The 25,000-nt window shown below is 71.8% G+C and carries 27 protein-coding genes; 5 read left to right on the forward strand and 22 right to left on the reverse strand.

Annotated features, from left to right (window positions below; genetic code table 11):
• From AB0G02_RS05160 to dxr, 4 genes are all read right to left on the reverse strand, one after another.
• Nucleotides 1-736, reverse strand: a 736-nt coding sequence (locus AB0G02_RS05160) for a DUF4081 domain-containing protein (RefSeq protein WP_360789599.1), incomplete at its 3' end; no start/stop codon positions are given.
• A 50-nt stretch (nt 737-786) separates the two neighbouring features.
• Entirely contained in the window at nt 787-1,944 is a 1,158-nt protein-coding gene (gene ispG / locus AB0G02_RS05165; RefSeq protein ID WP_360789602.1) for a flavodoxin-dependent (E)-4-hydroxy-3-methylbut-2-enyl-diphosphate synthase, read from the reverse strand.
• A gap of 13 nt (nt 1,945-1,957) precedes the next feature.
• Nucleotides 1,958-3,154, reverse strand: a complete 1,197-nt coding sequence (locus AB0G02_RS05170; RefSeq protein WP_360789606.1) for a site-2 protease family protein — start codon at nt 3,152-3,154, stop codon at nt 1,958-1,960.
• A 1-nt stretch (nt 3,155) separates the two neighbouring features.
• Entirely contained in the window at nt 3,156-4,376 is a 1,221-nt protein-coding gene (dxr, locus tag AB0G02_RS05175) for a 1-deoxy-D-xylulose-5-phosphate reductoisomerase (protein WP_360789608.1), read from the reverse strand.
• 156 nt (nt 4,377-4,532) lie between these two features.
• Here dxr and AB0G02_RS05180 point away from each other — a divergent pair, with 156 nt between their 5' ends.
• Complete coding sequence (locus AB0G02_RS05180; RefSeq protein WP_360789611.1) at nt 4,533-4,799, forward strand: GlsB/YeaQ/YmgE family stress response membrane protein; 267 nt, start codon at nt 4,533-4,535, stop codon at nt 4,797-4,799.
• A gap of 96 nt (nt 4,800-4,895) precedes the next feature.
• Here AB0G02_RS05180 and AB0G02_RS05185 read toward each other — a convergent pair whose 3' ends face one another.
• Together AB0G02_RS05185 and AB0G02_RS05190 are read right to left on the reverse strand one after the other, a co-directional pair.
• Nucleotides 4,896-5,546, reverse strand: coding sequence for a response regulator transcription factor (locus tag AB0G02_RS05185; RefSeq protein ID WP_360789614.1), 651 nt, complete (start codon nt 5,544-5,546; stop codon nt 4,896-4,898).
• A 2-nt stretch (nt 5,547-5,548) separates the two neighbouring features.
• Nucleotides 5,549-7,225, reverse strand: coding sequence for a histidine kinase (locus AB0G02_RS05190; protein WP_360789617.1), 1,677 nt, complete (start codon nt 7,223-7,225; stop codon nt 5,549-5,551).
• 231 nt (nt 7,226-7,456) lie between these two features.
• On the opposite strand from AB0G02_RS05190, the gene AB0G02_RS05195 reads away from it, so the two are divergent.
• Entirely contained in the window at nt 7,457-7,714 is a 258-nt protein-coding gene (locus tag AB0G02_RS05195; RefSeq protein WP_360789620.1) for a DUF2631 domain-containing protein, read from the forward strand.
• Nucleotides 7,715-7,768: 54 nt separating this feature from the next.
• On the opposite strand, the gene rlmN is transcribed toward AB0G02_RS05195, so the two are convergent.
• Nucleotides 7,769-8,875, reverse strand: coding sequence for a 23S rRNA (adenine(2503)-C(2))-methyltransferase RlmN (gene rlmN / locus AB0G02_RS05200; protein ID WP_360789623.1), 1,107 nt, complete (start codon nt 8,873-8,875; stop codon nt 7,769-7,771).
• 151 nt (nt 8,876-9,026) lie between these two features.
• Between rlmN and AB0G02_RS05205 the strand changes: the two genes are divergently transcribed.
• Nucleotides 9,027-9,695: a PadR family transcriptional regulator gene (locus tag AB0G02_RS05205; protein ID WP_360789626.1), complete on the forward strand. Its 669-nt coding sequence runs from the start codon at nt 9,027-9,029 to the stop codon at nt 9,693-9,695.
• Nucleotides 9,696-9,740: 45 nt separating this feature from the next.
• Here AB0G02_RS05205 and AB0G02_RS05210 read toward each other — a convergent pair whose 3' ends face one another.
• Together AB0G02_RS05210 and AB0G02_RS05215 are read right to left on the reverse strand one after the other, a co-directional pair.
• Complete coding sequence (locus AB0G02_RS05210) at nt 9,741-10,724, reverse strand: aldo/keto reductase (RefSeq protein ID WP_360789628.1); 984 nt, start codon at nt 10,722-10,724, stop codon at nt 9,741-9,743.
• A gap of 24 nt (nt 10,725-10,748) precedes the next feature.
• Nucleotides 10,749-11,495 carry a class I SAM-dependent methyltransferase gene (locus tag AB0G02_RS05215; protein ID WP_360789631.1) on the reverse strand — a complete coding sequence of 249 codons (747 nt, stop codon included), beginning with the start codon at nt 11,493-11,495 and terminating at the stop codon, nt 10,749-10,751.
• Between the two features lie 55 nt (nt 11,496-11,550).
• Here AB0G02_RS05215 and AB0G02_RS05220 point away from each other — a divergent pair, with 55 nt between their 5' ends.
• On the forward strand, nt 11,551-12,369 hold the full coding sequence (locus AB0G02_RS05220; RefSeq protein ID WP_360789634.1) for a VOC family protein: 819 nt from the start codon (nt 11,551-11,553) through the stop codon (nt 12,367-12,369).
• A gap of 9 nt (nt 12,370-12,378) precedes the next feature.
• Here the strand turns inward: AB0G02_RS05220 and AB0G02_RS05225 are convergent, their stop codons facing one another.
• The 5 genes from AB0G02_RS05225 to rpsB all read right to left on the reverse strand — a co-directional run bounded on the left by AB0G02_RS05225 (nt 12,379) and on the right by rpsB (nt 16,614).
• Nucleotides 12,379-13,239, reverse strand: coding sequence for a phosphatidate cytidylyltransferase (locus AB0G02_RS05225; protein ID WP_360789637.1), 861 nt, complete (start codon nt 13,237-13,239; stop codon nt 12,379-12,381).
• 67 nt (nt 13,240-13,306) lie between these two features.
• A complete protein-coding gene (frr, locus tag AB0G02_RS05230) occupies nt 13,307-13,864 on the reverse strand; it encodes a ribosome recycling factor (RefSeq protein WP_360789639.1) in 558 nt (185 codons plus the stop codon).
• 46 nt (nt 13,865-13,910) lie between these two features.
• The gene (gene pyrH, locus AB0G02_RS05235; protein WP_236595242.1) at nt 13,911-14,621 is read right to left on the reverse strand and encodes a UMP kinase; all 711 of its coding nucleotides are present in this window, start codon (nt 14,619-14,621) and stop codon (nt 13,911-13,913) included.
• Nucleotides 14,622-14,760: 139 nt separating this feature from the next.
• Nucleotides 14,761-15,576, reverse strand: a complete 816-nt coding sequence (gene tsf / locus AB0G02_RS05240; protein WP_360789642.1) for a translation elongation factor Ts — start codon at nt 15,574-15,576, stop codon at nt 14,761-14,763.
• 171 nt (nt 15,577-15,747) lie between these two features.
• The gene (gene rpsB, locus AB0G02_RS05245; RefSeq protein ID WP_360789645.1) at nt 15,748-16,614 is read right to left on the reverse strand and encodes a 30S ribosomal protein S2; all 867 of its coding nucleotides are present in this window, start codon (nt 16,612-16,614) and stop codon (nt 15,748-15,750) included.
• A 360-nt stretch (nt 16,615-16,974) separates the two neighbouring features.
• Here rpsB and AB0G02_RS05250 point away from each other — a divergent pair, with 360 nt between their 5' ends.
• Nucleotides 16,975-17,490: a M23 family metallopeptidase gene (locus tag AB0G02_RS05250; RefSeq protein ID WP_360789647.1), complete on the forward strand. Its 516-nt coding sequence runs from the start codon at nt 16,975-16,977 to the stop codon at nt 17,488-17,490.
• Between the two features lie 215 nt (nt 17,491-17,705).
• Here the strand turns inward: AB0G02_RS05250 and AB0G02_RS05255 are convergent, their stop codons facing one another.
• The 8 genes from AB0G02_RS05255 to lepB form a co-directional block, all read right to left on the reverse strand.
• Nucleotides 17,706-18,704, reverse strand: a complete 999-nt coding sequence (locus AB0G02_RS05255; protein WP_360789650.1) for a FliA/WhiG family RNA polymerase sigma factor — start codon at nt 18,702-18,704, stop codon at nt 17,706-17,708.
• Nucleotides 18,679-19,656, reverse strand: coding sequence for a tyrosine recombinase XerC (locus AB0G02_RS05260; RefSeq protein ID WP_360789653.1), 978 nt, complete (start codon nt 19,654-19,656; stop codon nt 18,679-18,681). The genes AB0G02_RS05255 and AB0G02_RS05260 overlap by 26 nt, the downstream gene beginning before the upstream one ends.
• A 33-nt stretch (nt 19,657-19,689) precedes the next feature.
• Nucleotides 19,690-20,865: a DNA-processing protein DprA gene (gene dprA / locus AB0G02_RS05265; protein ID WP_360789655.1), complete on the reverse strand. Its 1,176-nt coding sequence runs from the start codon at nt 20,863-20,865 to the stop codon at nt 19,690-19,692.
• Between the two features lie 214 nt (nt 20,866-21,079).
• Nucleotides 21,080-22,591: a YifB family Mg chelatase-like AAA ATPase gene (locus tag AB0G02_RS05270; protein ID WP_360789658.1), complete on the reverse strand. Its 1,512-nt coding sequence runs from the start codon at nt 22,589-22,591 to the stop codon at nt 21,080-21,082.
• Nucleotides 22,591-22,944 carry a YraN family protein gene (locus tag AB0G02_RS05275; protein ID WP_360789660.1) on the reverse strand — a complete coding sequence of 118 codons (354 nt, stop codon included), beginning with the start codon at nt 22,942-22,944 and terminating at the stop codon, nt 22,591-22,593. Before AB0G02_RS05275 ends, AB0G02_RS05270 begins: the two co-directional genes overlap by 1 nt.
• Nucleotides 22,945-23,139: 195 nt before the next feature.
• Complete coding sequence (locus AB0G02_RS05280) at nt 23,140-23,463, reverse strand: DUF2469 domain-containing protein (RefSeq protein ID WP_015104440.1); 324 nt, start codon at nt 23,461-23,463, stop codon at nt 23,140-23,142.
• A complete protein-coding gene (locus tag AB0G02_RS05285; protein ID WP_360789663.1) occupies nt 23,463-24,257 on the reverse strand; it encodes a ribonuclease HII in 795 nt (264 codons plus the stop codon). Before AB0G02_RS05285 ends, AB0G02_RS05280 begins: the two co-directional genes overlap by 1 nt.
• A gap of 9 nt (nt 24,258-24,266) precedes the next feature.
• On the reverse strand, nt 24,267-25,000 hold a 734-nt coding region (gene lepB, locus AB0G02_RS05290), incomplete at its 5' end, for a signal peptidase I (protein ID WP_360789666.1).

A 25,000-nucleotide genomic window follows, 5' to 3' on the forward strand; every position in this document is an offset into this window, starting at 1 on the left:
CCAGGCGTTCGGCCACCGCCGCGGTGCCCGCCGCGCCGATGCCGCGGCCACGGCGGTCCGGCCGCACCCAGACGCCCTGGATCTGGCCGACCTGCGTCGACATGGCCCCGATCTCGGCCTTGAACACCACGTCGCCGCCCTCGAACCGGGCGAACGCCCGCCCGCCGGCGATCAGCTCGGCCACCCGCGCCCGGTAGGACGCGCCGCCGTCCTCGGCGCACGGGTCGACGCCGACCTCCTCGATGAACATGGCGATGGCGGCCGGCAGGTACCGGTCCAGCTCGTCCGGCCGGACGGGCCGCACCAGCGGGTCCAGCGGGATCGACGGGCTGCCGCCCAGCGCCATCAGCGGCTGGTCGGCGCGGACCTCGCGGGCGGGGCCCCAGTCCGGGGCCAGCTCCTCCCACAGGCCGAGCACCTGCTCCGCGGGTCCGACCAGCGAGGAGCACATGCGGCCCCGGCGGCGGGCCCGGTCCGCGAAGCCGCGCAGCGCGGTCGCGTTGCCGCGCAGCGGGATGAGGTTCGGGCCCGCGAAGCACAGCGCGTCGACGCGTCCGCCGCGCAGCGAACGCTGGTCGTACGCCCACACCTCGCCACCGAGCCGCCAGGGGTCCAGGCCCGCGACCTCGACCCGTGCGGCGACCATGCAGGACGCCACCGGGTCGGCCGCGAGCACCGCCAGGACCTCGGTCAGGTCCCGCTCGTCGAGCAAGCGCGCGCCAGCCAGCCTCAGCACGTGCTCAAGCCTGCCAGATGGACACCGTTACCCGCGCGTCCGCCACCCGCTCAGCCGACCGTGACGACCGGTTCGCCGCCTTCGACCGTCTCGCCCATCTCCTCGGCGATCCGCATCGCCTCTTCGATCAGGGTCTCGACGATCTGGTGCTCCGGCACGGTCTTGACGACCTTGCCCTTCACGAAGATCTGGCCCTTGCCGTTGCCCGACGCCACGCCCAGGTCCGCCTCGCGGGCCTCACCCGGCCCGTTCACCACGCAGCCCATCACGGCGACGCGCAGGGGCACCTCCATGCCCTCCAGACCCGCCGTGACCTGCTCGGCCAACGTGTACACGTCCACCTGCGCGCGACCGCACGACGGGCACGACACGATCTCCAGCTTGCGCGGGCGCAGGTTCAGCGACTGCAGGATCTGGTGGCCGACCTTGACCTCTTCCACCGGCGGGGCCGACAGCGAGACGCGGATCGTGTCACCGATGCCCTGCCGCAGCAGCGCGCCGAACGCCACCGCGGACTTGATCGTGCCCTGGAACGCCGGACCGGCCTCCGTCACACCGAGGTGCAGCGGGTAGTCGCACTGCTCGGCCAGCAGCTCGTACGCCCGGATCATCACCACCGGGTCGTTGTGCTTCACGCTGATCTTCAGGTCGTGGAAGTCGTGCTCCGCGAACAGCGACGCCTCCCACAGCGCCGACTCGGCCAGCGCCTCGGGCGTCGCCTTCCCGTACTTCGCCATCAGCCGCGGGTCCAGCGAGCCGGCGTTCACGCCGATCCGGATCGGGGTGCCGTGGTCGCGGGCCGCGGCGGCGATCTCCTTGACCTTGTCGTCGAACTTCTTGATGTTGCCGGGGTTCACCCGGACCGCCGCGCACCCGGCCTCGATCGCCGCGAACACGTACTTCGGCTGGAAGTGGATGTCCGCGATGACCGGGATCTGCGACTTGCGCGCGATGGCGGCCAGCGCGTCCGCGTCGTCCTGCGAGGGGCACGCGACCCGCACGATGTCGCACCCCGCCGCCGTCAGCTCCGCGATCTGCTGCAACGTCGCGTTGACGTCGGCGGTCACCGTCGTCGTCATCGACTGCACCGACACCGGGAACTCGCTGCCCACACCCACCGAACCCACCATGAGCTGGCGGGTCTTGCGCCGTTCCGACAACACCGGCGGCGGCATCGCCGGGATACCGAGCATGACGCCGTCACTCATGAACTGGCACCTCTCACTGGAAGAGCTTGATGGGGTTGACGATGTCCGCGGTGATCGTCAACAGCGTGACCGACCCGCCGACGAAGATCACGAAGTAGGTCAGCGGCAGCAGCCGCAGGTAGTTGACCGGCGCACCGGCGGGCAGGCCGCGCAGCTTCCGGATCCAGTTTCGCACCCGTTCGTACAGGTTGACGGCGATGTGACCACCGTCAAGCGGCAACAGGGGCAGGAGGTTGAACACACCCACGAAGAAGTTCAGCCCCGCCAGCATCAGCCAGAACAGCTGCCACAGGCCCCGGTCGACCGCCTCGCCGCCGAGCCTGCTCGCGCCGACCACGCTGACCGGGCTGTCGACGTCGCGCTCGGCGCCGCCGATGGCCGAGATCACGGCGGGGATCTTCTTCGGGAAGTTGATCAGTCCGCGCCAGGTGTTCTCGAACATCGTGCCGGTGAACGAGGTCGCGCCGCCGAACGCGGTGATCGCGTTGTACTCGAAGTTGCGCTGCTGGATGACGCCGATCGCGCCGACCTCTTCCTTGTAGCGCGTGCCGTCCTTGCGCTCCAGCTCGCGCTCGACCCGGGCGACGTCGGCGGTGAGGGTCAGCTCCTCGCCGTCGCGGAGCACCTTGAACTCGGTGGTCCCCGTCCGCTCGCGGGTCTTCTTCAGCACGTCGCCCCAGGTGGGGGTGGCCGAGCCCGCCACGGCGACGATCTCGTCACCGACCTGGAAGCCGGCGTCCCTGGCCGGCGCCGGCGCTCCGGGCGCGCAGTCGTCCTGGGTGCTGCTCTGCACGCACGGGGCCACCTCCGCGACCAGCGCGCTGTCGCGCAGGTTCGGGATGCCCATGGTGAAGGCCATGAAGTAGAGGATGACGAAGCCGACGAGGAAGTGCGTGATGGAGCCCGCGGAGAGCACGACGACGCGCTTCCAGGTCTTCTGCCGGTTGAACGCGCGGTGCTGGTCCTCGGGCGCGACCTCCTCCAGCGCGGTCATGCCGGTGATCTCGCAGAACCCGCCGGCCGGGATGGCCTTGACGCCGTACTCGGTCTCGCCGCGGCGGAACGACCAGATGCGCGGCCCGAACCCGATGAAGTACCGGGTCACCTTCATCCCGAACATCTTCGCCGTGACGAGGTGGCCGAGCTCGTGCAGCGCGATCGATATGCCGATGAGCAGGGCGAACAGCAGAATGCCCAAAAAGACGACCACGTCAGTCCCTTCCAGACCCCACCGAAGTGGCCACGAGTTCCCTCGCCCGCGCCCGGGCCCAATGCTCCGCCGCGAGGACTTCGGCGACGTCGGCGGGCTCGTGCGCCCAGCCGTCCGCCTCCGCCAGCACCCGTTCGACAGTGTCCACGATGGAGGTGAACGACGTGCCGCCGTCGAGGAAGACCGCGACCGCTTCCTCGTTCGCCGCGTTGTACACCGCCGGGAGGCAACCCCCGCCGGAGCCGGCCTGCCTGGCCAGCCTCACGGCCGGGAACGTCTCGTCGTCCAGCGGCTCGAACGTCCACGCCGTCGCGACATCGAAGGTACACGCGGCGGCGGCGCCGGGGACGCGGTCGGGCCAGCCCAGGGCCAGCGCGATCGGCAGCTTCATGTCCGGCGGGCTGGCCTGGGCGAGCGTGGAGCCGTCGGCGAAGGTCACCATCGAGTGCACGACCGACTGCGGGTGGACGACCACGCCGATGCGGTCGTAGGGCACGCCGAACAGCAGCTGCGCCTCGATCAGCTCCAGGCCCTTGTTGACCAGGGTCGCGGAGTTGATGGTGATGACCGGGCCCATCGACCACGTGGGGTGCGCCAGGGCGTCACGCGCGGTGACGCCGGCGAGCTCGGCCCGCGTGCGGCCGCGGAACGGGCCGCCGGACGCGGTGAGGACGAGCTTGGCCACCTCGTCGGCCCGGCCGCCGCGCAGGCACTGGGCGAGCGCGGAGTGCTCGGAGTCGACCGGCACGAGCTGGCCGGGCCTGGCCGCCTTGAGCACCAGCGGGCCGCCCGCGATGAGCGACTCCTTGTTGGCCAGCGCGAGCGTCGCCCCGGTCTTGAGGGCGTGCAGCGTCGGCGCCAGGCCGATGGAGCCGGTGATGCCGTTGAGCACCACGTCCGCCGGGGTGGAGTCGACCAGGTCGGTCATCGCGGTGGGTCCGGCGAGGATGCGCGGCAGCTTGAACGCGCCCCGCGGGTAGCCGCGGCGCTGAGCCTCGGCGTAGAGGGCCAGCGTGACGTCCTCGACCGCGGTGGCCCGGGCCACCGCCACCGCCTCGACCCCGAACTCGACGGCCTGGGCGGCCAGCGCGGCCGGGTCGGAGCCCCCGGCGGCCAGCCCGACCACCGAGAACCGGTCGCGGTTGGCGGCGATGACGTCGAGGGCCTGGGTGCCGATCGACCCGGTGGAGCCGAGGACCAGGACCGTGCGTGGTGTGCTCATCACCGTCCATTGTTGCGGAGGCATCCTGATAGTCCGCACAGCGGTACTTCGATAACAGAACGATAACGCACGCGTGGTCTCACCCGAACGTGGGCATTCCTGGTCCAAGCGCCTCGACGGATCCGCCCGTCGCGGCCATCAGGAAGGAGAGCCCCCGTGGGCATCTTGGGTTGGATCGTCCTCGGCCTCATCGCGGGTGCCATCGCCAAGGCCATCATGCCAGGCCGGGACCCCGGCGGCATCATCATCACGATGCTGCTCGGCATTGTCGGCGCCATTATCGGCGGGTTCATCGGCCGTGCCATCTTCGGGACCGACATCAACACGTTCTTCGACCTCAGCACCTGGCTGCTCGCCATCCTCGGCTCGCTGGTCGTGCTGGGCATCTACCGCATGGTGACGGGCAACCGCGCGAGGGCATGACCCCGCAGGAAGCACGAACCACGCCTGGAGCGCCCCGTCGAGACACTCGGCGGGGCGCTCGTTCGTGCGCGTCCCCGGTGGTCGGCACCGGTCCGCTCACCCCGCCAGGCCCGCGTCGCGCGCCAGCAGCGCCGCCTGCACCCGGTTGGTGAGGCCCAGCTTGGCCAGCAGCCTGCTCACGTAGGTCTTCACCGTCGCCTCGCTCATGTGCAGCCGCTGGCCGACGTCGGCGTTCGACATCCCGAGCCCCAGCAGGGCCAGCACCTCCACCTCGCGCTCGGTCAGCCCCTCGACCTGGCGCATCGCCTGCTGGCGGCGCGGCTGCCCGACCTGGGCCACCATCCCGACCACCCGGCTGGTCACCATCGGTGACAGGTACGCCTCTCCCGAGTGAACGGCACGCACCGCGCGCAGCAACTCCTCCGGGGCGGAGTCCTTCAGCAGGAACCCGGCGGCGCCCTCGGACAGCGCCCGGACGATGTTGTCGTCCTCGCCGAAAGTGGTGAGGATCACCACCCGGACCGACGGTGCGACCGACTTCAGCTCCTGGGCCGCGGCCAGGCCGTCGAGCCGGGGCATCCGGATGTCGAGCACGGCGACGTCCACCCGCCGTTCCAGGGCCGCGCGCACGGCCTCCCGACCGTCACCGGCCTCGGCGACCAGCTCGATGTCTTCGGCGGTGCCCAGGATGGCCTTGATGCCCGCGCGCATCAGCGGCTCGTCGTCGGCTATGAGGACCCGGATCACGTTCACATCCCCTGCAGGTGGGTGCTCTTCTCGACGAGCTTGCCGTCGGCGAAGCAGAACCGCACGACCTTGGTCGCGCGCGAGCTGTAGGTCTGGCGGTCGGCCACCCGGTACTGGCACCGGGACCCGGCGGGCTCCGGCAGGGAGTCGGACTTGATGTCGCCCAGCGGCGGCTCCGCGCCACCCGGCAGCCTCGCCATCACCTCGGCCTCGGACTGCCCGACCGAGACCGAGTCGTACAGCTCGTCGGACACCACCTTGGTGATGGGCTGCGTCCCGATCCACGTGTAGCCGCCGACGACCACGAGCACCACGACCCCGGCCAGCACGATCGACCCGACGCCCGCCCACTTGCGGATGCCGGTCGGCTTGGCGGGCCCGGCCGGTTCGACGTCCGGCGACACGTCGTCGGACGGCTCGTCGCCCGACGCGGCGGTGTCCTCGTAGGGCAGCACGGCCGCGATCCGGAACCCGCCGGTCGGCAGCTCCCCGACGTGCAGCATGCCGCCCGCCAGCCGCACCCGTTCGCCCAGCCCGATCAGGCCGAACCCGGCGCCGCCCGTCGTCCTGGCGCGGGCCGGGTTGTTGCGCACCTCCACGACCAGCGCGTCCGGCTCGTACTTCACGGTCACCCGCACGCTCGCGCCCGGCGCGTGCTTGTTGGCGTTGGTCAGGCCCTCCTGGGCGATGCGGTACGCGGCGTGGCTGACCTTCGCGGGCAGCGGCACGGGCTGGCCGCCGCGGACCAGGCCGACCCGCACACCGGCCCGCCGCGCGCCCTCGACCAGCTCGTCGATCGCGTCCACGGTCCGGTTGTCGACTCCGCCGACGGTGGTGCGCCGCACCTGGTCCTCTTCGGGCTCCTCGTCGCGCCGGAGCACGCCGATGACGCCGCGCAGCTCCTCCATCGCGGTCAGGGCCGCGCTGCGCAGCACCTGCACCGCCTCGCGCTGGCGCTCACCGAGACCGGTGTCCAGGGCCAGCGCGCCCGCGTGCACGGAGATGAGGCTGAGCCGGTGGCCGAGGCTGTCGTGCATGTCCTGGGCGATCCGGTTGCGCTCGCGCAGCCGCACCTGGCGCGACACCATCCGGCGTTCGCGCACCACCCGCTCCTCGCGTTCCTGCAACGCCGCGACCAGCGCGTTCCGCTGCGCGGCGTACCGACCGACGAGGAACGGCAGGGCCACGACCATGCAGTAGACGGTCAGCATCACCCACGAGCCGAACGGCCCGGAGAGGCCCGGGGTGGACAGGCCCCACGCGACCATGTGCAGCGCGAGGGCGAAGACTGCGGTGAGCAGCGCGCGCTGCCACGGTGCGATCCGGTAGCCGGCGGCGTAGGCCAGCATGACCACCATGGCGATGCCGCCGTGCTCGGTGCTGAAGACCACCCAGGTGCCGACCAGCAGCGCCAGCGCCGGGAACAGCAACCGGGCCAGGTAGAGCGCCACGTACCCCGCGCCCAGGACCACCAGCAGCCACCCCGACAGCCGCCAGTCGCCCGAGATCCAGCCGGGGAACACGTCCAGGCCGAGCAGCACGACGACGGCGAGCACCTCGCGGCCCACCCGCCACGGCGTGACCTGCGCGAGCCGTTCGGCGTGGGTGCGCAGGAACGCGGCGGGCGCCTCCCGGAGGTCCGGCAGGACGGGCCGGAGCCGCTGAACGACAGACGTCACGGGAGACCACGGTAAAGAACAACCGGGCCGCCGTCCGCGTTCGTTGGTCTCGACCGCTTCCGACGAAAGTTGACGCAGGTGACGCGGTCGGCGCGTGGCGCTTACGGGCGGTGCGGACGGCCCGAGGGGTGCCGCGCACCTCACGTCTCGCGCGGCGCGCGCGTGTGCGACGATGACGCGGCAGTGATCTGGTTGGGGTTGTACGTGATCGGGCAGGAAGGTCGTGCGGCTGTGTCTTCGTCCTCGGAACTGGAGAAGCGTCCGGCGGTCGACCCCCACGACGAGCCGTCCGTCGAGTGGGGTTGGCACGGCACGTTCCCCAAGGGCATCAAGATCGCCGGCTGGCTGTCCACCCTGGCGGTGTTCGGCCTGCTGATCGGCAACCACCACGGCCGCACCGAGAACATCTGGGTCGTCCTCATCGGTCTCGCCATGGCCGCCATGCTGATCCGCGACCAGGTCCGCAGCCGCACCTCCTGGCGCCGCTAGCCCCCACCCCGCCGGTCCGGGTGGCCGCGACCGCGGCGCACCCGGCGGGGGACCTCAGCCCTCGGCGGCGAGCTGGCCGCAGGCGGCGGCGATCTCCTGGCCCCTGGTGTCGCGCACGGTGCAGGCGACGCCCTGCTCGTTGACCCGGCGGACGAACTCGCGTTCCACCGGCTTCGGCGAGGCGTCCCACTTGCTGCCCGGCGTCGGGTTCAGCGGGATGACGTTGACGTGCACCAGCTGGCCCAGGTAGCGGCGCAGCAGCTTGCCCAGCAGGTCAGCGCGCCACGGCTGGTCGTTCACGTCGCGGATGAGCGCGTACTCGATCGACACGCGGCGACCGGTGCGGTCGGCGTAACCGCGGGCGGCCTCCAGCACCTCCGCGACCTTCCACTTCGTGTTGACCGGCACCAACGTGTCCCGCAGCTCGTCGTCCGGCGTGTGCAGCGACACGGCCAGGCGGACCTGGAGGTCCTCCTCGGTCAGCTTCCGGATCGCCGGCACCAGCCCGACCGTCGACACCGTCACGGAACGCTGCGAGATCCCCAGCCCCTCGGGCGCGGGGTCGCAGATGCGGTGGACCGCCTCGACCACGCGCTTGTAGTTGGCCAGCGGCTCGCCCATGCCCATGAAGACGATGTTCGACAGCCGGCCGGGCCCGCCGGGCAGCTCGCCGTCGCGCATCGCCGCCGCACCGCGCCGCACCTGGTCCACGATCTCCGCGGTGGACAGGTTGCGGGTCAGCCCGCCCTGGCCGGTGGCGCAGAACGGGCACGCCATGCCGCAGCCCGCCTGGCTGGAGATGCACAGCGTGGCGCGGTCGGGGTAGCGCATGAGGACGCTCTCGACCAACGTGCCGTCGTGGGCGCGCAGCAAGGTCTTGCGCGTCGTGCCGCCGTCGGCCTCGACGCTGCGCAGCTCGGTCCACAGCGGTGGCATCAGGTCCGCCACCAGGCGTTCCCGCGCGGTGGCGGGGATGTCGGTCATCGCGTCGGGGTCGACGGTCAGCCGGCTGAAGTAGTGGTTCGACAGCTGCGTGGCGCGGAACGGCTTCTCACCGAGCGCGGCGACCGCCTCGCGACGCTGGTCGGCGGAGAGGTCGGCGAGGTGGCGCGGCGGCAGCCCGCGCTTGGGCGCGTCGAAGACGAGGGGGAGGGCAGTCATAGCACTTCCCAGTGTCCCACGACCGCGCAGCACACCCGACCACGGCGGCGCGTGGGCGTGGACACCACCTGGGAGACATATCACCGTTGCATCGCGATACGTTCCGATATATCGTCGACACATCACAACCGATCGATGAAGGAGCAAGACGATGCGAATGCACGGACACATGCACCCGGGACACCGCCGGCACCACCGCGGCCACGGCTTCGACGACCCCCGGCACGGGTTCGGCGGCGGCTTCGAGCCCGGCGGGCCGTTCCCCGGGCCGCCGATGCGGCCCGACCCGGAGTTCTTCGGCCACGGCCCTGGTCACGGCCCCGGGCCCGGCCGGGGTCGGGGACGCGGCGGCAGGCAGCGCAAGGGCAACGTCCGCGCGGCGGTGCTCACGCTGCTCGCGGAACGCCCCATGCACGGCTACGAGATGATCCAGGAGATCTCCGGCCGCACGGACGGCCTCTGGCGGCCCAGCCCGGGATCGGTCTACCCGACCCTGCAGATGCTGGCCGACGAGGGCCTCGTCGCCTCCACCGAGGAGGCGGGCGGCAAGAAGCTGTTCACGCTGACCGAGACCGGTCGGGCCGAGGCGGCGAAGCTCCAGGGCGCACCGCCGTGGCAGCAGGTCAACGACGACCTCGACCTGCACGCGGCGAAGCTGCGCACGGCGTCGCGCCACCTCGGCGCGGCGATGCAGCAGATGGCCCACGCGGGCACGCGTGAGCAGAAGGCGCGAGCGGTCGAGGTCCTCAGCGAGGCCCGCCGCAAGCTGTACGCCATCCTCGGTGAGCTGGACGTCGAGGAAGACGACTCGGACGAGTGACGTCCATGGGTCGCCCCGCCGGGTGACACCGGCGGGGCCGCCGACCTACCAGCGGTCGTGGACCAGCGGCCGGATCAGCTCGTCGTACACCGCGCGCACCTCGTCCTGGGCCTGCGCCGACAGCGGTGACAGGTCCGCGGCGGCCGAGTTGGCCCGCGCCTGCTCGGCGTTGCGGGCACCGGGGATGACCACGGTGACGCCCGGCTGGTCCACGATCCACCGCAGCGCGAACTGCGCCATGGTCGCGCCGGCGGGCACGAGGGGCCGCAGCCGCTCCACCGCCTCCAGGCCGACCTCGAACGGCACGCCGGAGAACGTCTCCCCGACGTCGAAGGCGTCACCGTTGCGGTTGTAGTTGCGGTGGTCGTCGGCGCCGAACGTGGTCGACGCGGTGTACTTGCCGGACAGCAGCCCCGAGGCGAGCGGAACGCGGGCGATGATCGCCACGCCCGCTTCCGCCGCCGCGGGCAGCACCTGCTCCAGCGGCTTGAGCCGCAGCGCGTTCAGGATGATCTGGACGCTCGCCACGCCCGGTCGGGCGATGGCGGTCAGCGCCTCCTCGGCGGTCTCCACGCTCACGCCGTACGCGGCCACCCGCTTGGCCTGCACCAGCTCGTCGAGGGTGTCGAACACCTCGTCGGTCGAGTAGACCGGGGTCGGCGGGCAGTGCAGCTGCACGAGGTCGAGCGTGTCCACGCCGAGGTTGGCGCGCGACCGGTCGTTCCAGGCCAGGAAGTTCTCGCGGCTGTAGTTCTCCGGCACCTGGTCGACGCGGCGGCCCATCTTGGTGGCCACCGTGATCCCGGCGTCGCCGCGCTCGCGGAGGAACTTGCCGATCAGCGTCTCGCTGCGCCCGTCGCCGTACACGTCGGCGGTGTCGAAGAAGTTCACGCCGGTGTCGGCGGCGGCGTGCAGCACGGCCAGCGCGTCGGACTCCTCGACCTGGCCCCAGTCGGCGCCCAGCTGCCAGCAGCCCAGACCCACGACGCCGACCTGCCGACCCAACCTGCCCGCGTTCCTGTTCTCCACGGACCGAATCCTAGGTGAGCGCCGTCAGGGCAGCACGATGCCGGCCGGTTTGCGCCTCGCGTGGACGCGGTAGCCGACCTCGAACGACAGGCCGGGCGTCCGCGCGATGGCCTTCTCCGCCACCGCCGCGGAGAACTCGATCCGCAACACGGCTTCCAGGTCCTCCCGCCGTTCGAACCGCCACAGCGCGCGCACGCGCCGCATCGAGAACCCCAGGTCGGTGAAGAACCGCTCCACCTCCGCCGGGTCGTAGCGGGGCTCGTCGGCGCACAGCCACGGCCCGTACGGCTCGGCGCGGCCGTCGAGGTCCACGACCGCCAGCATGCCGCCGGGCCGCAGCACCCGGTCGGCCTCGCGGATGCCCGGCTCGCAGCCCGGTCCGAAGAAGTACGCCGTGCGCGCGTGCACCAGGTCCGCGGTCGCGTCGCGCAGCGGCAGGCGTTGCGCGGGACCGGCCACCACCTCGACGCCCGGCAGGTCCGCCACGCGCTGCCTGGCCCGCCTGACCAGCGGCGGGTGCGGCTCGACACCGGTCACCGACCGGGCCTCCCGCGCGAACACCGGCAGGTGGAACCCGTCGCCGCACCCGACGTCGACCACGTCCCGGCCGGCCCAGTCGCACTCCTGCCGCAGCGCGGCCCAGATGGCGCCGTCCACGTCCTGCGCGCGGTTCTCCACCTCGTAGACCTCGGGCCAGTGCCAGATGTTCGGGCTCGGCAGCACGTCGACGGGCCGGACCGCGGCCAAGGCGGCGCGAACGAATCCCTTCACGGGACGACTCTAGAGCCGTAGCGTGATCGAATCGTCGCCAAGCAGGAGGTACGCGGTGTCGATCGTCCCCAATTCACCCGCCCTGGCCGAACTCCACCACGGCACGCCCTGCTGGGTCGACATCGCCACGACCGACCTGAGCTCCACGATCGACTTCTACACGGGCCTGTTCGGCTGGTACTACTCCGACGCCGACGGCCGCACGGTCGCCGTCGTGGACGGGTTGCCGGTGGCCGAGCTCGTCGCCGCGGCGCAGCCGAGCGCGTGGACGCTGTACCTGAACACGCCGCACGCCCGCGCCACCGCCGAGAAGGCCCACGCGCTGGGCGGCACGATCCTCGGTGAGCCGTCGGACACGGTGACCCTCCTGGCCGACCCGAGCGGCGCCGTCGTGGGCTTCCGGCACGTGCCCGCCGACTGGCTGTTCGGCACGGACGGGCACGGCGCGTACGCGTGGGCCGAGCTGAACACCCGCGACGGGCAGCTGGCGGACGAGTTCTTCCAGGAGCTGTGCGGCTACGAGATCACCCAGATCGGTGACGGTCAGGCGGTGGACTACACGCTCTGGGCCGTGCAGGGCGACACCGTGCTCGGCAGGCAGCGGATGGGTCGCGCGTTCTCGCCGGACACCCCGCCGCACTGGATGGTCTACTTCACCGCCGCGCCGGAGATCGGCACCGACTCGGTCGCGACCAGGGTGCTGGAGCTGGGCGGCCGGGTCACGGTCGAGCCGTACGACACGCCGCTCGGCCGGGTCACCGTGGTCGCGGACCACACGGGCGCGGTGTTCTCGGTGATCGACCCGTCCCGCACCACCCCGCTGTCACCGGAGGAGGACACGGAGACGCGGGTGGAGGACCCGTACGACGACTGACGCCGGCCGCTACACGAACACGTGCAGCAGCATCCAGGCCACCACGGCCGCGGGCAGCAGCGAGTCCAGCCGGTCCATCAACCCGCCGTGACCGGGCAGCAGCGTGCCCATGTCCTTGATGCCCAAATCGCGCTTGATCAGCGACTCGACCAGGTCACCCGCCGTAGCGGTGACCACCAGGGCCGCGCCGAACAGCACACCCTGCCACCACTGGCCGTCGAGCATCAGGCCCACGGTCAGCGCGCCGCCGACCATGCCCGCCACCATCGAGCCCGCGAAGCCCTCCCAGGACTTCTTCGGGCTGATGGTGGGGGCCATCGGGTGCTTGCCGAACAGCACACCGGCCACGTAGCCGCCGGTGTCGGACAGCACGACGCCGATCAGGAACGCCAGGACGCGGAACACCCCGTCGTCCGGCACGACCAGCATGACCGCGAAAGACGCGAACACGGCCACGTAGGCGACCGCGAAGATGGACGCGGTGACGTCGCGCAGGTAGCCGTCCGCGCCGTCCTTGAGCCGCCAGAACAGGCACGCGAGCATCGTCACGACGAACGCGCCGAGCACGCCCGCGCGCTCGTACGGCCAGGCCAGCCACACCACGGCCTGCGCGCCGACCATCACCGGCACGAGGGCCACCCGGATGCCCGCGCTGCGCCGCAGGGCACCGGCCAGCTCGTAGACCCCCACCGCGACCGCGACGGCCACGATGCCGACGAACACCTCGCGCACCGTGAACAGCGCGACGAGGATGACCGCGCCCAAGCCGACGCCCACGGCGATGGCCGCCGGCAGGTTGCGCCCCGCGCGTGACGCGCTCTTCTCCTGCGCGCCCGGGTCACCGCCGCCTGACACCTGTTGTGCTCCCATCACGGCCGTCCACCGGCCAAGCGAGGCGCGCGGCCGGTCACCCGGGCCGCCGACGCCGACGTGACACCTAGACCTCGAGCAGCTCGGCTTCCTTGTGCTTGACCAGCTCTTCGATCTGGGCCACGTAGCGGTGGGTGACGTTCTCCAGTTCCTTCTCGGCCCTGGTGCCGTCGTCCTCGCCCACCTCGCCGTCCTTGACCAGGCGGTCCAGCTCTTCCTTGGCCTTGCGCCGGATGTTGCGGACGGAGACCTTCGCGTCCTCGCCCTTGCCCTTGGCGACCTTGACCATCTCGCGGCGGCGCTCCTCGGACAGCTGGGGGATCACCACGCGGATGATCGAGCCGTCGTTGCTGGGGTTCACGCCCAGGTCGGAGTCGCGGATGGCCTTCTCGACGGCGTTGAGCTGGCTGGTGTCGTAGGGCTTGATCACCGCCATGCGCGCCTCCGGGATGGCGACGCTGGCGAGCTGGTTCAGCGGGGTGGGCGAACCGTAGTACTCGACCACGATGCGGGAGAACATCGAGGGGTTGGCACGGCCGGTGCGCACCGCGGCCAGGTCCTCCTTCGCCACGGACACCGCTTTTTCCATCTTCTCCTCGGCGTCGAGGAGGGTCTCGTCAATCACGACTGACTCCCTTGGTGTGCGCAGTTCGGCTCGAATCCCAGCAGGTCTAGAAGGACGGGCGACCACCGGGGGTGCTCACCAGTGTGCCGATCTTCTCACCACGCACGGCTCGCGCGATGTTCCCCTCGGTCAGCAGGTTGAACACCATGATCGGCATGTTGTTGTCCATGCACAGGCTGAACGCGGTCGCGTCGGCGACGTTCAGGCCGCGTTCGAGCACTTCCCGGTGGGTGATGTTGTCGAACATCTGCGCGTCCGGGTCGATCTTGGGGTCGGCCGTGTAGACGCCGTCCACGGCCTTCGCCATCAGCACGACCTCGCAGCCGATCTCCAGCGCGCGCTGCGCCGCGGTGGTGTCGGTGGAGAAGTACGGCATGCCCGCGCCGCCGCCGAAGATGACCACGCGCCCCTTGTCCAGGTGCCGCATGGCCCGGCGCGGGATGTAGGACTCAGCGATCTGGCCCATGGTGATCGCGGTCTGCACGCGGGTCTCGATGCCGTGCTCGCGCTCCAGGAAGTCCTGCAGGGCGAGGCAGTTCATCACGGTGCCGAGCATGCCCATGTAGTCGGCGCGGCTGCGGTCCATGCCGCGCTGCTGGAGCTCGGCGCCGCGGAAGAAGTTGCCGCCGCCGATGACGACCGCGACCTGGACCCCTGTTCGGACGACCGCGGCGATCTGGCGCGAGACGGTCTGCACGACGTCGGGGTCGACGCCGACACCGCCTCCGCCGAACATCTCGCCGCCCAGCTTGAGCATCACCCGGCGGTAGCCGTGGATGGGCTCGTCGTCGGCGTGGTCCGCCTTCGCGTGGTCTACCTCTGCGCTCACAGGTGCTCCTCTGGACACGGCAAGGGCGGGGTCGCGACGTCTGCGCGCAACCCCGCCCTCACGCGAATCAGGCCTGGCCGACCTCGAACCGGGCGAAGCGGGTCACGGTGACCCCGGCCTCGTCCAGCACGGCCTTGACGGTCTTCTTCGACTCCGTCACGGAAGCCTGCTCCAGGAGCACGACGTCCTTGAAGAAGCCGTTCACGCGACCCTCGACGATCTTGGACAGCGCCGCTTCCGGCTTGCCCTCCTCGCGAGCGGTCTCCTCGGCGATGCGGCGCTCGTTGGCCACCACGTCCGCGGGGACCTCGTCGCGGGTGAGGTAGCGGGGACGCATCGCGGCGATCTGCATCGCGGCGCCGCGGGCGGCGTCCTCGCTGTCGCCGGTGTACTCGACCACCACGCCGACGGCGGGCGGCAGGTCGGCGGCACGGCGGTGCAGGTAGGTGGTCACGGTGCCGTCGAAGACGGCGACCTTGGCCAGCTCCAGCTTCTCACCGATCTTGGCGGAGAACTCCTGGACGACCGCGTCGACGGACTGGCCGTCGAGGTCGGCGGCCTTGAGCGCCTCGGCGTCCGCCGGGCGGGTGGCCTTGGCGACCGCGACGATCCGGGAGGCCAGCTCCTGGAAGTCCGCGTTCTTGGCGACGAAGTCCGTCTCGCAGCGCAGCTCGATCATCACGCCGTCCTCGGCCACGACCAGGCCGTTGGAGGTCGTGCGCTCGGCGCGCTTGCCGACGTCCTTCGCACCCTTGATGCGCAGGATCTCGACCGCCTTGTCGAAGTCGCCGTCGGCTTCCTCGAGCGCCTTCTTGCAGTCCATCATGCCTGCGGCGGTCAGCTCGCGGAGGCGCTTCACGTCAGCGGCGGTGTAGTTCGCCATCGTGCGATTTCCGTTCCTTCTGCGGTCTGATCGTCGGCTTCACCGCTGAGCCCTGTCAGCCGGCTCCACCGACGCGGTTTCGCGCTGGGGGTGGTGCTGGGTGCTGTCGTGCCGATCCTGTGCGCACGCCGCGCCCGCCTCGGTCGGGGGCAGGCGCGGCGTGCGGGTGGATCAGGACTGGACGGCCTCGGTGCCCTCGGCAGGCGCGGCGGCGGCAGCGGGGGGCTCGGCCGGCTTGTCGGTCGCCTCGGTGCCGACCAGCAACTCCTGCTCCCACTCGGCCAGCGGCTCGTCGGTGCCGACGCCCGGCTCGGGCTTGTCGGCGCCGTCGGCGGCCTGCGTGCGGGCGCCGGAGCGCGCCATCAGACCGGCGGCGGCGGCCTCGGCCACGACCTTGGTCAGCAGCGCGGCGGACCGGATCGCGTCGTCGTTGCCCGGGATCGGGTAGTCGACCTCGTCGGGGTCGCAGTTCGTGTCGAGGATCGCCACGATCGGGATGTTCAGCTTGCGCGCCTCGCCGACCGCGATGTGCTCCTTCTTGGTGTCCACGATCCACACGGCGCTGGGCACCTTGGACATGTCGCGGATACCGCCGAGCGTGCGCTCCAGCTTGTCCTTCTCGCGGTTCATCATCAGGATTTCCTTCTTGGTGAAACCCTGGAAACCGCCGGTCTGCTCCATCGACTCCAGCTCCTTGAGCCGCTGGAGGCGCTTGTGCACCGTGGAGAAGTTGGTGAGCATGCCGCCCAGCCAGCGCTGGTTCACGAAGGGCATGCCGACGCGGAGGGCCTCGTTGGCGATGGCCTCCTGCGCCTGCTTCTTGGTGCCGATGAACAGGATCGACCCGCCGTGCGCGACCGTTTCCCGAACGAACTCGTAAGCCCGGTCGATGTAGGTCAGCGTCTGCTGCAGGTCGATGATGTAGATGCCGTTGCGCTCGGTGAAGATGTAGCGCTTCATCTTCGGGTTCCAGCGACGGGTCTGGTGCCCGAAGTGCACGCCGCTGTCGAGCAGCTGCTTCATGGTGACGACGGCCATGGCCGGGTTCGCACCTCTTCGTTCAGGCACGCCTGGCGTTGGCCGGCGTGCGTTCCGGTTCGTCGCGGCGGGCCGGTCGGTCCGCCGCCCTGGTGCCCCTGCCGCCGCCCGAACCGGAGGACGTCTCGCCTCTGGACCGCCGGACGCCGTGACTCGACCACACCGAAACCGGTCGGATCTGCATTGGCACGCGAAGTCGCCCCGCACTCACACGGGCCGCGCACCGAGTGTACGCCGGTGAGGCCGGGATCCACGAACCGGGCCCGGAGTTGTCCACAGGCCCCCGAGTTGTCCACAGCCGGGGCGAAGCCACTGGTAGCCCCCGGTCCGCGCCGGAACGCTGGACCCGTGACTCCCACCATGCGAACACCGCTGGTCCTGGCCTTGACAGCCCTGCTGACCCTACCCCTGGCACCCTCGGCGGCCGGGTCCGCCCGCGCGCCGCGCTTCGCCTGGCCCCTTGCGCCACCGCACCAGGTGGTCCGCACCTTCGACCCGCCCGCCACGCCGTACGCCCCGGGTCACCGAGGGGTCGACCTGGCCGCGCCGCCGGGCACCCCGGTCCTGGCCGCGGCCGACGGGGTCGTCCTGCACGCCGGCCCGGTGGCCGACCGCACGGTCGTGTCGCTGCTGCACGCGGGCGGCCTGCGCACCACGTACGAGCCCCTCATCCCCACCGTCCACCGGGGCCAACAGGTGCGCCGGGGCGATCGGATCGGCACCCTGCGCCCGGGTCACGAAGGCTGCCCCGCCGAGGCCTGCCTCCACTGGGGCGCGCTCCGGGTGACCTCACCGGAGTCCCGCACCTACCTGGACCCCCTGCCGCTGGTGCTCCCCAACCACGTCCGCCTGCTACCGAGGCCGAGCGAAGACTGACCACGACCGCCCGCTCCTCACGCCCTGTGCCCCGCCGCCCGTCGCGCGGCCCAACCTCTCCGGCTGACGGACATGTGATCCCCACGCCCTGGTTCCCCCGACCGCGGCGACCCTGGCATCGCGGCACTCCGTGGTTGCCGAGCGGTCTTGACCGGCTCCCGGCTTCCGGCTTCCAGGTCGCGGGTCGCGGGTCTTGCGGCGGGTCAGGCCTGGCCTCAGGCCTCCAGCTGCTCGTTCAGCTTGGTGCGGAGGCGGAGGACCGCTCGGGTGTGCAGCTGGCACACGCGGGACTCCGTGACGCCCAGGACCTTGCCGATCTCGGCCAGCGTGAGGTTCTCGAAGTAGTACAGGGTGACCACCACGCGGTCCCGCTCAGCGAGCTGCGCGATCGCGTCGGCCAGCTGGCGGCGGCTGTCCTGGTCGACCAGGGTCGCGATGGGGTCTTCCGCGCCCTCGTCCGGCAGCGACTCGGCCAGCGACGACCCCGCGCCGCCGGTGTTGCGGCCGGCCGCGATCAGCTCGTCCAGCGCCACCACGCTGGTCAGCTGGAGCTGGGCGTAGAGCTCCCGCAGCTCACCGAGGCCGATCTTCAGCTCGGCGGCGAGCTCGCGGTCGGTCGGGGTGCGTTGGAGCCTGCCGCCCAGGCGCTCCAGCGCCCGCTCGACGTCGCGGGCGCGGCTGCGGACCGAGCGGGGCACCCAGTCCTGCGAGCGCAGGTCGTCGAGGATCGCGCCGCGGATGCGCTGCATCGCGTAGGTCTCGAACTTCAGGCCGCGCTCGGGCTCGAACTTCTCGATCGCGTCCACCAAGCCGAAGATGCCGGACTGGATCAGGTCCGCCACGTCGACGTGCGCGGGCAGACCGGTGCCGACCCGACCGGCGACGTACTTCACCAGCGGCGCGTAGTGCAGCACGAGGCGGTCCCGCAGCGCCTGCCGGCGCGACTCGCCGTAGGTGTGCCACAGCGCGATGATCCCGGCTTCCACGTCATCCGCGGTCCGCGACTCGGACGCCGGGTGCGCGGGCCTGCCGACCGGCGCGGGCGCGGCGTGGCCGTTCGTGCGCACCAGCTCGCTGTCGACGTGGTGACCGTTCGTCCCAGCCGGGGTGCGCGCCGCCGACGAGGTCCCGACGTGCGCGGCGGAGGGAGAGGTCACGGTTGCGGTCCGCGAACCTCCCCCTGCGACGTCAGGAGCGGGGGTGGGTTCGGTCATGGATCGCCTTCAGCCGTTCGACGGTGACGTGTGTGTAGAGCTGAGTCGTTGCGAGCGTAGCGTGACCAAGAAGCTCTTGGACGGTGCGCAGGTCCGCTCCCCCTTCCAACAGGTGCGTGGCCGCCGAGTGGCGCAGGCCGTGGGGGCCGGTGTCGACCGCCTCGGGTACCTCACCCACTACATCGTGGACGATCCTCCTGGCGGTACGCGGGTCGAGCCGACCGCCGCGCGCACCGAGCAGCAGCGCACCCTGTGAACGGCCGTTGACCAGGGCGGATCGGCCCTGTTCCACCCAGCGCCGTACAGCCCGTTCGGCCGGAACGCCGAACGGCACCGTGCGCTCACGACTACCTTTGCCCAGAACCCGAATCACCCTTTGGGAGTAGTCCACGTCGTCGAGGTCGAGACCGCACAACTCAGCGACCCGGACACCTGTCGCGTACAACAACTCCACCACGGCTTGGTCACGCAGCGCAACCGGATCGCCCTGTTCCGCACCGACTTCGGCAACTGCCATGGCAGCGCCGGCCTGGTCCGTCCGCAGTACCGCGGGAAGGGTCCGGTGGGGCCGGGGCGCGCTCAGCCGCGGGCCCGGGTCGGCGGCGAGCAGGTCGTTGCGGGACGCCCACGCGGTGAACGTCCGGGCCGAGGCGGCACGCCGGGCCATCGTCGTCCGGCTCGCGCCGGCGGAGTGCTGGGAAGCCAACCACGACCGCAGTCCGGGCAGGTCGATCGCTTCCACGGTGGCGTTGTCGGTCGTGCCGCCGGCTAAGTGGACCAGCAGGGCGACCACGTCCCCGAGGTACGCGCGCACCGTGTGCGGCGACAGGCCGCGTTCCATCGCGAGGTGCCGCTCGTAGCGGTCCAGCGCCTGCGCCACGTCGCCGGGCAGACCTCGGCGCAGGCGCACGAGGTCCACACGACGTGTCCGAGCGGGCGGCGGCGGGGACATAGCCCCTGACGCTGCGCCCTCAAGCGCTCTTGGTCAAGTATCGCCACGCCAACTCCCGTTCTGGGAACGCTTCCAACCTGAATCCGCCCGCTCCGCGAGACCGGCCAGTTCCAGTTGTGGCAGCAAAGCGCGCACCCTGGCCAGCTCCACGCCGGACTCGACGGAGATCGCTTCGGGGCTGTGGCCGAACGTGAGGCCCAACGCTTCGAAGACCCGCATCGCGTCGCCCTGCGGTGGGCCGGTGTCGGTGTTGCGGGTGGCCTCGACCAGGTCCATGCCGAGCCGCCCGGTCGACTCGATGACCTCCGCGACGCTCGTGACAGGCAGCGCGACGCCGGACCGCAGCAGCTCGTGGCAGCCCGACGAGCACACCGAGGTGATCGGGCCGGGCACCGCCATGAGCACCCGCCCGAGCGCCACCGTCGACGCCGCCGTGTTCTTGGCACCGCTGCGCTGCGCCGCTTCCACGACCACCGTCCCCTCCGAGAGGGCCGCGATGAGCCTGTTCCTCGTGAGGAACCGGTGACGTGCGGGTGTGTGCGCCGGCGGGTACTCGCTGACCAGCAGGCCGTGGCCCGGGATGCGCTCCAGCAGGGCGCGGTGGCCCGCCGGGTAGGCGACGTCGATCCCGCAGGCCAGCACGGCGATCGTCATCCCGCCGGCCGCGATCGCGCCCCGGTGCGCGGCGCCGTCTATGCCGTACGCACCACCGGACACCACGGTGACCCCGGCTTCGGCCAACCCGAACCCGAACTCCCCCGCGACGTGCTGCCCGTACCCCGAGGCGGCCCGGCTGCCCACCACCGCGACGGCCCGCTCGGTGATCGCGGCCAGGTCCGCCTGGCCCCGGACCCACAACGCCAACGGCTCCAACCCGCACCGGAGGTTGTTGGCGGCGGCGATGGTCAACGCGTTGAACGGCCACCGGGGCCACTCGTCGTCCTCGGGCACCAACAGCCGACCGCCGATCTTCGCGGCGGCTTCGAGGTCGCGCTCGGCCTGGTCCAACGCCCGCCGCGCCGAGGTCTGGCTGTCGACCGCGGCCGGGACCTCCCCCGCGCGGACCAGCTCCGCCGCCCGAACCGGTCCCACCTCGGCCACGAACCGGACCAGCGCGGCGGCAGGCGGCTCGGCCACGCGGGACAGGTACGCCCGCGCCAGCCGGACCTCGTCGAGGTTCACCGGCTTCACCGCACGGTCCGCGCTCACGGCCGCCCCCACCACTCACGCGCCTCCCGCGGCCACCGGGACCGGCCCGACACCGCGGACTCGGGTGGGCCGGCGGGGGGCAATGGCAGCAGCGCACCCGGAATGGACGCGGACGACGTGCCTTCGGGCGAAGTGGCCACGCATGGGGCAGGGGTGGGCGGAGGTGACGGGGTGGGGTTGCTCGGTCGGCGTGCGGTGGGGGTGTGGTGGGTGGTCATGACGTCCTGCGCTCTCGGAATTCCAGGGCTGCCGCCACGTGGTCGGCAGTCGGGCGGTCCACCTCGGCCAGGTCGGCCAGGGTCCAGGCGACGCGGAGGCACCGGTCTGCACCGCGGCCCGTCAGGGCGCCGGTGGTCAGCGCCCGGTCCAGGACGGCGGTCACCGGTCTCGGCAGGGCGAACTCCCGCCTGAGGACCGGGCCCGGCACCTCGGCGTTGGTCAGCCAGCCGTGAGCGGCCCAGCGCTCCGCCGCCCGCGTCCTGGCCTTCTGCACCCGTGCGCGGACGGCCGCGGTCGGTTCCGGGGGTGCCACCTCGACACCGCTCATGGCCGTCAGGGGGCGCATCACGACCCTGATGTCCACCCGATCGAGCAACGGGCCGGACAGCTTGGCCTGGTACCGCCGACGTGCGGCGGGCAGGCAGGTGCAGTCGATGTCCTTCGGCGGTGCGCACGGGCAGGGGTTGGTCGCCATCACGAGCTGGAACCTGGCCGGGTAGCGGACGATGCCGTCCCGCCTCGCCAGCCGCACCTCGCCGTCCTCCAACGCCGTGCGCAGCGCCTCCAGCTTCGCCGCGCCGAACTCCCTGGCCTCGTCCAGGAACAGCACCCCGCGGTGGGCGCGGCTCATCGCACCCGGCTTCGCCGTGCCGGTGCCGCCGCCCACCAGCGCGACCACCGACGTCGAGTGGTGCAGCGAGACGAACGGCGGCGCGGAGACCAGCGGCGCCTCCGGGGTGAGCAGGCCCGCGATGGAGTGCACCGCCGTGACGCCCAGGGCCTCCTCCGGCGACAACGGCGGCAGCAGGCCGGCCAGGCGCTGCGCCAGCATGGTCTTGCCGGTGCCCGGCGGCCCGGTCAGCAGGACGTGGTGACCGCCCGCCGCGGCGACCTCCAGCGCCCACCTCGCCTCCGGTTGCCCGATGACGTCCGCCAGGTCGGGGCTGTCCGGCGGCGGGGCGGCGACGGGCCCGGTGGTCCGCTGGAGGACCCCTTCACCCGCCAACCACGCGAGGGCGTCGGACAGGGAGGCCGCGCCGTGCACCGTCACGCCGTCCACCAGTGCGGCCTCGCCCAGCGCAGCCACCGGGACCACCGCCTCGGTCAGGCCCGCACGCCTGGCCGCCAGCAACGCGGGCAGGACACCCCGGACGGCGCGGACCCGGCCGTCCAGGGCCAGCTCACCCACCAGCACGGTGCCGGCCAGCCGCTCGTCCGGGACCGCCTTCGCGGCGGCCAGGACCGCGCAGGCGATGGCGAGGTCGTACCCGGAGCCGTTCTTGGGCAGCGTCGCCGGGGACAGGCCGAGCGTCACCCGTTGGGACGGCCAGTCGTGGCCGCTGTTGCGCACGGCCGCCTTCACGCGGTCCTTCGACTCGTGCAGGGCGGCGTCGGGAAGGCCCAGGAGCTGCGTCCTGACCGTGCCGACGCCCACGTCGGCCTCGATCTCCACCGCGACGCCGTCCACGCCGGACAACGCCACCGACCACGTCCGCGCGAGCGCCATCACACACCTCGCCGGTGGTGCAGGCGGACGCGGCCCGCGGCCGGCCACTCGATCGCGATCACGTCGTACCGGACGTCGACCCGGCCGACCCGGTGGGCGCTCAGCCAGCGCCGGGCCGCCGCGCGCACCCGGTCGAGCTTCTCCGGCGTCACCGCCTCCAGCGGTGTGCCCCTGGTGGTGCCCGAGCGGCACTTCACCTCGACGACGACCAGCCGCGCGCCGTCGGTGGCCACGACGTCCAGCTCACCGTCGGCGCACCGCCAGTTCCGCGCCAGGATCGACAGCCCCTGGTGCTCCAGGTACCGGCACGCCGCGTCCTCGCCACGCCTGCCCAGATCGGTCGCCGTGCTCATCGCCCCACCCCTTCGCGCTCGGTCCTGGTGCGACCTTGCCCGGGGTGGTGCGGGGGTGGCGACCGGCAGTTCACCGGCTGTGGACAACTCCGTGGGCTGTGGACGGAGCCGGCGGAATTGTCGGTATCGCGTGGTATGGGCCCGAAGAGCCGCAAAGGGGCCCACCTCGCGGCAGGCCCCTGCGACTTGCGGGCATCAGGAGTTGAACGGACCGTCCTCGGGCAGCCTGAGGTCGGGTTTGTCCAGTTCCTCGACGTTGACGTCCTTGAAGGTGATCACGCGGACGTTCTTCACGAACCGGGCGGGGCGGTACATGTCCCACACCCAGGCGTCGGACATCCGCACCTCGAAGTAGACCTCGCCGTCCGCGTTGCGGACCTGCACGTCCACCGAGTTGGCCAGGTAGAACCGCCGCTCGGTCTCCACGACGAACGAGAACTGGCTGACGATGTCGCGGTACTCCTTGTACAGCGACAACTCCATCTCGGTCTCGTACTTCTCGAGATCCTCTGCACTCATTACGCCTCCGCGCGGGTAATCATCGAATCCGCGCCCCTCCTCGTCGCGAGCCTGCCACCGCTGGTCTGCGGGGTTGTCCCATTCTGGACCACGGCGGCGGCGATCACGCCGCGCGCCACCCGGTGCGGCGGTTCCAGTCCGTGCCGGAGCGCCGCGGCGGCCACGTTCGCATACGACCAGCGGTGTTGCGCACTCGGGCCGTGTTCCACCAGCGCCGCCGAGTGCTCGGGGGTGCTGTAGCCCTTGTGCACGTCGAACCCGTAGGCGGGCAGCTCCTCGTGCAGACCGGTCATGATCCGGTCCCGCGTCACCTTGGCCAGCACGGACGCCGCCGCGACGCACGCGGCCACCCGGTCGCCCTTGACCACCGGCATGTTCGGCGCCGTGAGGCCCGGCACCGGGAACCCGTCGGTCAGCACGTACCCCGGGTGGGCGCCCAGCTGGGCGACCGCGCGCCGCATGCCCTCGATGTTCGCCACGTGCACGCCGATCAGGTCGACCTCGGCGGACGGGATCACGATCACCGCGTAGTCCAGCGCGCGCTTGAGCACCAGGTCGTACATCCGGTCCCGCGCGGCGGCGGTGAGCAGCTTCGAGTCGGTGAGCCCCTCGAACTTCGCCGCGTCACCCGGCTTGAGCACGCACGACGCCACGACCAGCGGGCCCGCGCAGGCGCCGCGGCCGGCCTCGTCGACGCCCGCCACCGGGCCGAGACCACGCCGGGCCAACGCGGCTTCGAAGGCCCAGATGCCCGCGGTCTGCCGAACCTGGACGCGGGGCGGCTTGCGGATCACCCCTCGACCCTATCTCAGCCGCGAGCCCCGCAGCCGCGACCTCACTCGCTTGCCCAGCAGCAGCACCGGCCACGCCGCCGCGAAGCCGAAGCCCACCGGCAACGCGTCCTGCCACGGCGGGGCGCCCATCGCCACGACCTGCGGGTTGTGATCACCGACGCCCTGCCAGCGCGACGGCGGCAGCACGACCGCCCGCGCCTTGCCGACGACGTTGCCCACCGGCACGAAACCGCCTTCGAGGCCGTCGCCCTGGCACCGCGAGTCGCACGAGTCGTTGCGGTTGTCGCCCAGCACGAACAGGTAGCCCTCGGGGACCTTCCGCTCGGTGAACGACTCCTGCACGGTGCTGCGGCCCGGCGCCCAGTACACGTACGGCTCGTCCAGCGGCTTGCCGTCGACCACGACCCGGTTGCGGTCGTCGCAGCACTTCACGGTCTGCCCGCCGACCGCGATGACGCGCTTGACGAAGTCCTCCTCGTTCGCCGCCGGGAACCCCAGCAGCGACCCGATCCCCTGCAGCGCGCGGGAGACCGGGTTGGTCGGCTCGGCGCCCACGAAGTCCTGGTTGATCCAGGTGTCGGGACCGTGGAACACGATCACGTCACCGGGCTCGGGCTCGCTGAAGTCGTAGGTCAGCTTGTCGACCAGCACCCGGTCCCCGAAGCAGCCGTGGGGGGAGCCGGGCAACGTGAGGTGCAACGGCACCGCCGGGGTCATGTTTTCCATGGCCAGGGAAGACTGGA

The organism is Actinosynnema sp. NPDC023658 (assembly GCF_040639995.1).
In the GTDB taxonomy this organism is placed as follows: Bacteria; Actinomycetota; Actinomycetes; order Mycobacteriales; family Pseudonocardiaceae; genus Actinosynnema.